Genomic DNA, 11,210 nt, shown 5'->3' on the forward strand with positions numbered 1-11,210 from the left:
AATTTCTTGAAAACTTAGCTGTAGTTAGCTAAAGCCTTATATAACCATAAGTTGTAGAGAAATTCCGCTTCATTTTAACGCTACTCTTCATTACTTTTGAAATACCATTATTTTGAATAGTGCCTGATAGGTTAAGTAACCAGAGTATGGTCGAAGCGCCGTTTTCATGCACTATAATTGCTTTGTCCACTAATGTTGCATTGTAGGTAAGGAAAAAGGTTAGATATATTTTTGCACTTTATCGTGATGATTAAGTTTTTAAAAAGCAATAACTGTAAAACGAATAACTGTAAAACGAATAGGTGTGAAAATATAATTGGACCAGAAGATAATTGCACCAGAAGATAATTATATTCACGTAAAGACCAACCTAGTGCTTAATCTGTAATAATTTATAGCATTGAATATTAGTAGCTGTGGGTAACATTACACATAAGTTGTGTCATCAGGTATTAGAAGCGTATGTAAGTCAAAACCTGTTTATGACTATCGCTAATGGTTGCACATAACTTTTTGGTGATAACTATTGGTAATAACTATTGGTAATAACTATTGGTAATAGTTGATGGTGGTGTGTGCTGGCGTGTTCATGACGTTGATGCTACCACGTCTTTACTGCGTCTTAGCTACTTTTCCTTACTTTCCTTTTCTCTTTCACTGGTCATTAATTTTCGCCTTAAGTGTTAATTCAAGCTAACTGAAAATACCAGCGTTTAAATGCTGATATAGAATAAGTAGAGGTGCTTGAAGGTATCGCTAACATCAATACCTGTAATGTAATTATGATATTTATATTAAGCCGTTTTATTAGCACCTTTACTTAAATATATTTTAAATATTGAGCCTCCAAGTATAGATTAAGTCAGTTTTTTTGGCCCTTTTTTTATTATTGGTAATAACAATTCCCTTGTGTTTTTGTTTGTTTGGTTAGTTTACTTAATTGACATGTTAATGTTAATTGGTTAGATTTGAATCAAGTTGTGGTAAATGGGTTTTACGTTTTAAGCAATAAAACTAAAAAAAAAATAGATAAATGGAACTTGGGGAGAGTGACGTGAAATTGAATAAAATTAGTAACGTGCTAAGAGTAAAAGGGCTTAATGCTAAGGGTAAATCTGCACTATTAAGCTCTGCATTGGTTACTTTATTATCAGCACCTGTTTATGCACAAGAGCAAGAAAGCACTAGTGAAGCGGCAAAAGAAAGTAGCATAGAAGTTATTGAAGTCAGCGGCATGCGTGGAACTATGACACGCTCGCTTAACGAAAAGAAAAACACAACCGCCATTGTTGATGCTATTGCTGCTGCAGACTTTGGTGATTTACCCGGTTTATCTTTAGCAGATATCATCGAAAATATTTCAGGCGCTTCTAGCCATAGATTAAAAGGTAGCCAAAACGAAGTATCTATACGTGGTTTAGGCTCTTACTGGGGCTATGCAACGTTTAACGGTCGTACTATTACTAATGCGGGTACCGGGCGTGCAGTAAACTTTAAAAAATTCCCTTCAGATTTAGTTGATAAGGTCGTTATTTATAAATCGCAACAAGCCGATTTAGTTGAAGGTGGTACATCAGGCACCATCGAAGTTGCAGCATTACGTGCTATTGATTACGGAAAAAACGAAACTACCGTTGAAGCAACGGGAATATATAATTCATATTACGGTGATGTAGATGGCGCAAATGTTAACCCGTGGGGTAATAAGTTTGTTATTTCTACCGTTAGAAGTTGGGAAACAGAAGACTTCGGTAATATGGGTTTTACGTTAGGCGTTGTTTCATCTGATGACTCAAACCCGGAAGAAAATTACGGTGGTAGTTCTCAAATGCAAGCCTGTGCACTTAAAGATTCTTCTGGCAATACAATTGTGCCGGATGAAAATGAGTGTGATGATGGTAACCAAGCAGTTTCTAGTGGTCGTCAAGGTCGCTCACCTGAATTAGGTAAAGATACAGATCTTTCAGACTTTGATCAAAGCTCAATTTTCTATGTACCTAATGATGCCTACTGGCGTACCGGTGAAGATGAAGATTCTCGCACCAGTGTCGTTGCAACTTTTCAATGGCAGCCTAACGATCAGTGGGATATTAACCTTGATTATCAAAACTCACGATTAGAATATACTGAAGAACGTATGGAATTTGGTATTGATAATCGTCGCAGAAAATTAGCCGACCATATTATTGCTGATGATCATACCTTGCTATATGCAACCGGTGAAGCTAAGCCTCAACTATTAGGTGAGAGCAGAAACCAAGTTGATGACTATGATGGCGGTGGTATTAACTTTGAATACTACCCTACAGATAACTTAAAACTGGCGGCAGACTTTTCATATTCAAAGTCATATCGATACAGAGTTCGTCATCGTTCGAAGTTCAAATCAGAAGCCCGTTATCAATACGAGTTTGACGCGCGTGACACTAACGTTCCAACACTTACCTGGTTAGATAACAACAGAAATGGTGTTGGTGATGCTGGTTACAATGCATCAGAAGTTTTTGATCCAAACAATGTGCAGTCATTCTTGAGTGCAGATGGCGGAGCATATGCTGAATATCGCCGTGCCAATGATGAGCGAGAAGATAAAATTTTAGCGTTTAAGTTTGATGCTGAATACACGCTTGATCATGACATTTTTGCCAATATTAAAGCTGGTGTTCGTTTTTCAAAAGAAAATTTAATTGATGAACAAACTAACGATGTTTCTCTTCGCTTAAGTGATGGTAGTCAAAAAACGGGCTCAACTGACACTGAAGATGACAACTGGGACGAAAATAATGTGGCCAGTTACTTAGCATTAACTGACGGTATTGTGAGTAATTGTTTTAATAACCACCAAAACGACAACTTATTTGATGAAGAAGGTGGCGGTCCGGGCGATTTTGTTACTTACGACGCCAAGTGTTTTATTGGACAAATGTTAGGTCAAATTCCAGGAAATAACGGTGATACAAGCTTTTATGATATTGGCGAGCGCAACGATAAACGTGACGGCGCTGACCGTATTGTAGAAGAGAAAATCAGCGCAATTTATGCCATGGCTGATATCGATACTCAATGGGGCGATTATCCGGTAACGGGTAATATAGGTGTGCGTGTTGTTAAAACTGAAACACATTCTGACGGCTACGGTGATAAAGTTTTTATTACTACCGCTGAAGACGGCACTTTTGTAACTGAAATAAACACCACAGGCGAAATTGAAGATGTAACACTAGACTCAAGTTACACCGAAGTGCTGCCAAGCTTAAACTTAACCTTTCAGTTGAACGACGAATGGTATTTGAAAACTGCACTTTATAGAGCTATGTCACGTTTTCAAATGAATGCTATGTCGGCAGGTGTAAGCTACGATATTTGTACTTCGTCAAGCGAAGATGAGAGCTGTAATAATAATTACTCTGAATCAATTTCTAGTGGTACGGCTAACGGTAATCACATGAAACCTTATTTATCTAATAACGTTGAGGTTTCGCTTGAGTATTACCCAAGTAACGATGCTGCGGTAACCCTAGCGCTTTATAATAAAAGCTTTACAGGTGGCTATGAAACGGTACAAGAAAATAGAGATATAATAGTTTCACTTGACGGGGAAGACACAACATTCCCAGATGTAACACACTCAACGGTACAAACATCGAACGACTCTTCAACTATTCGTGGTGTTGAGTTAACGGCTCAAAAACACTTTACAGAATTACCAGGAATATGGAGTGGTTTAGGTGCGAAAATTGCCTATAACTATGCAGACTCAGACTTTGTAACACCAGAGCCAGGTAGCCCAGGTTTAGTGGCTGATGCTAACTTATTTGGTTTCTCTAAAAATGTAGCCTCTGCTTCTGTTTACTGGGAAGGTGATAAACTTTCAATGCGCTTGCTTTATAAGTATCGTTCAAAGTATTTTCAACCGAATAACTTGCCATTTCCATCACGCTCGCACCGTTATGTGCAAGACAGTGATTACGTAGATTTTAACATTAAATATAAAGTGTCAAAGCAGGTGTCAGTATCTTTAAAAGCACTAAATATTTTAGATGAGCCACAAGTGATGACCCGTGGTAACGACTCTACAATATCGGATTACTCTCGCTCAGGACCTAAATTTTATTTAGGTGTTAAAGCTAAGTTTTAATTTCTTGTAAGTTATAAATTTTAAGTTACAAATAGTAAGCTATAAAAAAGCCCTGTTTACATAAGTAAGCAGGGCTTTTTATTATGAATAACGTCCTACTTTATAGTAACCGCACGCTTCATAAGCCATGAAACTTTATTGTGATCCAGACTTAGCCATTAATAAAGCCTCAACTTTAATGCTCAAGCTTCATGCTTATAGCCCTTTTTTGATCTCTTCTGTTACTTCGCTCGTATAAAAATTTTTAAGCTTAAGAACTTGAACAATGAAGCGTACTCTGTATTGGATGACAAAAGATCTGCGTATTAATGACAATGCAGCATTTAATTTGGCTAACCAAGCTGAAACATTACTTTGCGTATTTGTAGTAGATAAACAGTGGTTTGAAGCCAGCAACTTTCAATCAAAACATTTAGGTAATGCTAGATGGAAATTTTTACAAGGATGCCTAGATGACCTTGATCAACAATTAAAAGCACTGGGTCAGCAATTGTATATCGTATATGGCAATAGCTTAACTACCTTATGTCAGCTTTGCGATAAATATCAAATTACAGACTTTATCACCACGCGTTTACCAGGTACCTATGAAAATAGACTGATTAGCCAGTTCAGAGAAAAGCACCCTCAAATAAGTGTTAATTTGGTAGAGCAATTTACCTTATTCTGCGAAAAATCATTGCCTTTTGAGCTTGAAAACCTGCCTGAGAGTTATTCAAAGTTTAGAAAAATATTACCTGAAACCAGTTCGATAGATCTGCAACCTGTTATTGAATTTTTACCTAACAAGTTTGAATCATTGCCTGAAATGTCAAACTTTAAGCCTAGTTGGTTACCTGTAATAGCATTTAACAACAAGCAAGGGGCTAAGTTTAATGGTGGCGAGCAATCTGGTCTAAAACACCTTCAACAATATTTCGCATCTACTTTACCGTCAAATTACAAGCAAGTTCGAAATAGCTTAGCGGGATGGGAGAATAGCAGCAAGTTATCAGCTTGGTTAAGTTATGGCTGTATATCTGCCCGACAAGTAGTTAATTATATTAAGCAATATGAGCTACTTAGTGGTAAAAATAGCTCGACAGAATGTCTGTATTTAGAAATATTATGGCGTGAGTACTTTCAATGGCTACATTTTAAAGTGGGAACGAAAATCTATCAATTTAAAGGCATTTCAGAACAAAAACCGCTTACTACTTACTATGCTGAACGATTTAACAAATGGTGTTTTTCAAATACCCCTAGCAGTTTAATCAATGCGTGTATGAACGAACTGCGACTCACAGGATATTTAAGTAATAGAGGTCGCCAAATTGTTGCCAGTTACCTTGTTAACGAATTAGGCATTGATTGGCGATATGGTGCTGCCTGGTTTGAAGAACGCTTGATAGATTATGATGCTGCGGTTAATTGGGGTAATTGGCAATATATCGCCGGTGTTGGGGCTGATCCAAGAGGAGGTCGCCATTTTAATATCGAGAAACAAAGCGAAATTTTTGATCCCGACCGAGTCTATCAAACTGCGTGGACAGAAAATATCGAAACTTCTCGCTGCCAAACACTAGACTCTGTTGATGCCTCAGATTGGCCAATACAAGCCAAGCATAATAATGGCAACTGAAATGCAGTTAGTTAATGGCGCCCAAACACTACAAGAAAATGTGCACAAAGACCGCGTTAACATTGTTTGGTTAAAGCGTGATTTAAGACTAAGCGATCACGAACCTCTTGCAGAATCTACGCAAGCGGGATTAACACTTTTATATTACGCATTTGAACCTTTATTAATCGATGATCCTCATTATGAAGAGCGACATTGGCGGTTTATTTGGCAATCAATTCAAGACCTCAATATTCAACTATCGCCATATAACACTAGAGTTTATGTTTATTATGGTGATGCAATAGATGGCTTGAATGAAATTAAGAAAATTTTTAAAGTGGCGAATTTATATAGCCACGAAGAAGTAGGGCTATTATCTACCTTCAACCGAGACAAAGACGTAAAAAATTGGTGTAAAACACAGAATATTACTTGGTTTGAAAGTGCCACAGGTGCAGTAATGCGCGGCATGAAAAACAGAAACCAATGGGATAGTCATTGGCAAACAATAATGAAAGCTGAGTTGAGTCAGGCTGTTTTATCATCATCAGGATTAGTGAGTGCTGAAAAGCTAGCAAGCTTGCCTGAATTTATTTTACCTGTTTCATGGACTCAGCCGAACAAGTTTATGCTAAAGGGCGGTGAAACATGGGCACATAAAATGTTGCAATCATTCTTTGCTGAGCGTGGCAAAAACTATCAATATGATATTTCGAAACCACATGAAAGTCGCAAAAGTTGTTCACGTTTATCGCCTTATTTAGCTTGGGGAAATATCAGTGTACGCCAGTTTTACCAAAGCATTTTATTGAAAAGAACTGAAAAGGGCTGGAAACGCTCTCTTGATGCAGTGGCTTCTCGCTTGCATTGGCATTGTCATTTTATACAAAAATTTGAAAGCGAACATCAAATGCAGTGGCGGCCCGTTAACAAAGCTTATAGCGAGTTAACCTATCCTAAAGTTCATCTTGGCCTTACTATTGAAGAGCGACTAATAAAATGGCAACAAGGTGAAACCGGCTATCCGTTAGTCGATGCATGCATGTTATGTCTAGTAAAAACTGGCTATATAAACTTTAGAATGCGAGCAATGTTAGTTAGTTTTCTATGCCACCACTTATTACTCGATTGGCGTTTAGGTGTTACTCATTTAGCCAAGCTATTTCTCGACTTTGAGCCAGGTATTCATTATCCACAATTTCAAATGCAGTCAGGGGTAACCGGTACTAACATTATTCGAGTCTATAACCCCGTAAAGCAGTCATTAGAAAAAGATACACAAGGCACATTTATTAGAACATGGTTGCCGAGTTTATCTGAAATACCAAATGAAATGATCCACACACCTTGGGACTTAACGCCTATGGAACAACAGCTTTATCAGTGCCAATTAGGCGTAGATTATCCGTTGCCTATAATAGATATAAACGAAGCTGGGAAAATTGCTCGCGACTTGTTATGGAGCTTTCAAAAGCGAATAGACACAAGTAAAGAAAGCCAACGTATTTTATCAAAGCATGTGCGTAGAACTAAAAAATCGAGTAAAGCATCGCTATTAACAAAAGGCAAGAAAGACAAAAAAGATAAAAAAGCGATGAGTTAGAGAGAGAAAACATCAATGCATAAAAAATTATTCTTACCCGCTAAATCGTGCCTTACCTGTAAACGAGATTTTATATGGCGTAAAAAATGGCAAGGGTGTTGGGAGCACGTACTTTATTGTTCTGAACGATGCAGGCGTAACAAACTAAAGCCTGATAGTGCAAAGTAAGTGTACGGCGAAGTTATGATAAGTAGAGCTAAATAGGTTTAGTTAGGCTCCGTAGAAATTGAAATAATAAATTAATATTATAAGGGTGATTTATGAAGGCCAAGCAGCTCAGACTTTTATTGGGTGATCAGTTAAATGCTAAGCATAGTTGGTTTGAGCATGTTGATGCCAATGTTGTCTATGTAATAGCTGAGCTGCATCAAGAAGCTAACTACGCTAAACACCATATTCAAAAAATAACGGCTTTTTTTGCCGCGATGGCTGATTTTGCACGTTATCTTGAACATGAAGGGCATCAGGTTTGTTATTTAACATTAGATGACACAGATAAATATCAAGATCTTCCTGCGCTGATTTTGGCCTTAACATCAAACTATGGCTGCGAAAGCTTTACCTTTCAACGACCCGATGAATATCGTTTGCGTGCACAATTAAACGCTATGAAAAATCAACATTCACTTAATGTTGTTGAAGTCGATAGTGAGCACTTTTTGTTACCATTTGAAGAGTTACCTGAGCATTTTCAAAAATCGACACACGTTCGAATGGAAAACTTTTATCGTTATATGCGAAAGCGTTTTTCAATTCTGATGAATGGCACAAAACCGGAAGGTGATGCGTGGAATTTTGATGCCAATAATAGGAAGTCATTTAAAAAGGCTGACCTTAAAGCTATTCCAAAGCCATTGGTCTTCGATAACGACGCTAGTGAATATTTACAGCGAATAAAAGATCATAAAATTACGACTATTGGTCAGCAAGCTTCTACTGTGCCTTACCCTATCAATCGTGAGCAGTCATTGTCGTTGTTAGACTTTTTTTGTCGGTATCAATTAGCTAATTTTGGTAATTTTCAAGATGCTATGACTATCGCTTCGCCTTACGCTTGGAGTCTATATCATTCACGGCTGAGTTTTTCACTTAACTGTAAAATGTTAAGTCCTATAGAGGTTATTGAAACTGCTCTTAACACCTATGAAAAATCAGAAGGCGCTATAACGCTAGCTCAAATTGAAGGCTTTATACGCCAAATTTTAGGTTGGCGAGAATACGTTAGGGGTATGTATTGGTTAAATATGCCTGATTACGCCGAGCAAAATTTTTTAGCTGCTAATCGAGACTTACCTGACTTCTTTTGGCATGGTGAAACTAAAATGTTGTGCTTAAAAAGTGCAATAACACAATCACTAGATCACGCCTATGCACACCATATTCAACGCTTAATGATCACCGGTAACTTTGCTCTGCTAGCAGGAATATCGCCAAACCAAGTAGATGAGTGGTATTTAGGCATATACATAGATGCTATTGAATGGGTAGAGCTACCAAATACCCGCAGTATGGCACTTTTTGCTGACGGTGGTTGGATTGCCACAAAGCCATACGCAGCAAGCGGTAACTATGTGAATAAAATGAGTGACTACTGCAAGGGCTGTCAATATAACGTGAAAGAAAAAATTGGCCCAAACGCATGCCCACTGAATAGTTTGTACTGGAACTTTATTGATCATAATTACGACCAGTTCTCGAACAACCAGAGAATGAGTTTCCCCGTTCGTAATTGGGATAAAATGGCACCTGAACAAAAACAAGAAATAAGACAGAAAGCAGCTGAGTTGTTGAATAATTTAAATGAGATATAGCACTAATTTTTTCTTCGTTTAATTGTGAAGAGTTACATCAGGGCTGCCGGGAATTTTCATCAACACTGTCACCTAATAACATTAACTGTGACCGCTGAATAACATTAGGTTTACCACCAGTAATAATGTTCACAACTTTCACTCAGTCAGCATTAGCTGTTTGTTAGGTTTACGACAGCAGGTAGCCAATAGCCGACATTAGCTTTTGTTAATTTATAAACACATTAGGGGGGAGTTTTAACTACAAATAACTATATGTTTCATGGACTGATTTCAGGTCATAGCGGCCAGTTTCTTCATCTTAGAATGCTAATTTTACTTGTTGTTCGCCTCAGGGCGTGTTGTTATATATGCTTTGCATATTAGCTGTCTTTTATGACACTAAAGTAACCGCTGTACCAGAAGCTACAACCATTAACATTCCATTTTTACCACCACCAGATAATTCTTGGTAATCTAAATCTATAGAAATAACAGCATCGGCACCAATCAATAAAGCTTCTTTTCTTAACTCTCTCATAACAACCTTTCGGGCATCTCTTAATACATTTTGGGTCGCATTACTTCTTCCCCCAACGATATCTCGAACGGACGAAAATAAATCCTTAAAGATATTCATTCCATAAACTACTTCAGCAGTAATAACGTCTACTTCATGCTTTATATCTTGTTGAGCTACAACAAATGATGTTGTTAAAATAATTTTGTTTGATTCTTTTTCAATGTCTTCTTCTGAAACCTCTGACCAATCGGTAGTTTCTTTTGCTAGTTTAATATTTTCTATATATTGCTGCTCTGGAGTAAGGGAAGCTATTAGTTCTTTTCTTTCTTCGCTTTTCTTGGCTTGAACAAAGAAATCATATTTTTCACTTTCAGTGAAAGGTCTTACGCACCTCCAACAGGCAGGTTCTAGCATGTTGTTTTTTTCTTTGCACTTCGGACAAGTAAATAACTCTGACATAACTAATATTCCTTTAAGTAGTTTATAGACATTTACGTCCAAACTTTTGCACGTACCAACGCTTTGATAAGCGGCAATAAAATTGTTAGCTAAAATAAGCGAGGTACGAGCAAAAGCCAACTGTTTTTGTCCGTTTGACTCCTTATTGAGCCACCCATAATGACTCCTTATTGAGCGACTCCTTATTAGGCCACCCATAATAACTTGTGTGCGAGCGTTAACGAACAGAAATTGGGGGATTGCGATGAGTAAACAAATTGCTAGCCTTAACCGATGCCTACGAGGATGGGGAAACTATTTCCTGATAGCAAACGGTTATCAGTTATGTGTCGATTTAGATCAATGGATCCGTCGAAGAATACGCATGTGTTATTGGCGACAATGGCACATGCCAAGAACCAAAGTGAAAAATCTATTAAAACGCGGTGTTCCACTCGCATTAGCGCTGAGCTGTGGAGCGACAAGAAAAGGTGTTTGGCGTAGTGCGAAAACTAAAGGAATAAACTTAGCATTAAGCAACGAATATTTAGCTAAGGCAGGCTTAGTGTCACTAAGGGATATCTGGATTAAAATCCATCATGGTTAATGAACCGCCCTGTGCGGAGCCGCATGCAGGGTGGTGTGGGGCTGGAGGGGAGAAACCTCCGGCTACTCGATTTATACGTCGATTGCTTCACATTCCCAATTTTCCATATTGGCTTTAAATGTAGTTATAAAAATTATTGCTAGAGCCAAAATACCTAGCACTACACTTACCCAAATTGGGATTAATTTTTGGGAGACTCCTTATTAAGCCACCCATAATAACTTGTTCATATTTTTATGAGTAAACTACACTTAGTTCACAATTTTAAATGTGGTGATTATTATGCCTAAACCTCGTTCTCAACAAATCAGTTTAACCGATACGCCGAATTATCATATTTGTAGTCGCACCGTTCGCAAGGCCTTTTTATGCGGTGTTGACAAAGAAACCGGCGTTAGTTATGAGCACAGGCGTAGCTGGATTGAAAAGCGTATATTTCAATTAGCTCAGGTGTTTGCCATTGATATTTGTGCTCATGCTGTGATGAATAATCACTTACACCTCGTTC

At 37.8% G+C, this 11,210-nt stretch carries 6 protein-coding genes and 2 pseudogenes; 7 read left to right on the forward strand and 1 reads right to left on the reverse strand.

Going from position 1 to position 11,210, the window contains the following annotated elements; genetic code table 11:
• Positions 1 to 1,054: 1,054 nt before the first annotated feature.
• The 5 genes from B6A32_RS16225 (at position 1,055) to B6A32_RS16245 (ending at position 9,155) form a co-directional block, all read left to right on the forward strand.
• Positions 1,055 to 4,138 carry a TonB-dependent receptor gene (locus tag B6A32_RS16225; RefSeq protein ID WP_158088503.1) on the forward strand — a complete coding sequence of 1,028 codons (3,084 nt, stop codon included), beginning with the start codon at positions 1,055 to 1,057 and terminating at the stop codon, positions 4,136 to 4,138.
• A gap of 265 nt (positions 4,139 to 4,403) precedes the next feature.
• The gene (locus B6A32_RS16230) at positions 4,404 to 5,759 is read left to right on the forward strand and encodes a DASH family cryptochrome (protein WP_085305965.1); all 1,356 of its coding nucleotides are present in this window, start codon (positions 4,404 to 4,406) and stop codon (positions 5,757 to 5,759) included.
• Positions 5,749 to 7,344, forward strand: coding sequence for a cryptochrome/deoxyribodipyrimidine photo-lyase family protein (locus B6A32_RS16235; RefSeq protein ID WP_233131450.1), 1,596 nt, complete (start codon positions 5,749 to 5,751; stop codon positions 7,342 to 7,344). Before B6A32_RS16230 ends, B6A32_RS16235 begins: the two co-directional genes overlap by 11 nt.
• Positions 7,345 to 7,359: 15 nt before the next feature.
• Complete coding sequence (locus tag B6A32_RS16240; protein ID WP_085305966.1) at positions 7,360 to 7,512, forward strand: DUF2256 domain-containing protein; 153 nt, start codon at positions 7,360 to 7,362, stop codon at positions 7,510 to 7,512.
• A gap of 92 nt (positions 7,513 to 7,604) precedes the next feature.
• Positions 7,605 to 9,155: a cryptochrome/photolyase family protein gene (locus tag B6A32_RS16245; protein WP_085305967.1), complete on the forward strand. Its 1,551-nt coding sequence runs from the start codon at positions 7,605 to 7,607 to the stop codon at positions 9,153 to 9,155.
• 373 nt (positions 9,156 to 9,528) lie between these two features.
• Here the strand turns inward: B6A32_RS16245 and B6A32_RS16250 are convergent, their stop codons facing one another.
• Positions 9,529 to 10,116, reverse strand: coding sequence for a YbjQ family protein (locus tag B6A32_RS16250; RefSeq protein WP_233131451.1), 588 nt, complete (start codon positions 10,114 to 10,116; stop codon positions 9,529 to 9,531).
• A 208-nt stretch (positions 10,117 to 10,324) separates the two neighbouring features.
• On the opposite strand from B6A32_RS16250, the pseudogene B6A32_RS16255 reads away from it, so the two are divergent.
• Together B6A32_RS16255 and B6A32_RS16260 are read left to right on the forward strand one after the other, a co-directional pair.
• Positions 10,325 to 10,702 (forward strand): annotated as a pseudogene (locus B6A32_RS16255) (group II intron maturase-specific domain-containing protein); the annotation flags it as partial.
• Positions 10,703 to 10,984: 282 nt separating this feature from the next.
• Positions 10,985 to 11,210 (forward strand): annotated as a pseudogene (locus tag B6A32_RS16260) (transposase); the annotation flags it as partial.

This window comes from Colwellia polaris, from assembly GCF_002104515.1.
Taxonomy (GTDB): Bacteria; Pseudomonadota; Gammaproteobacteria; order Enterobacterales; family Alteromonadaceae; genus Cognaticolwellia; species Cognaticolwellia polaris.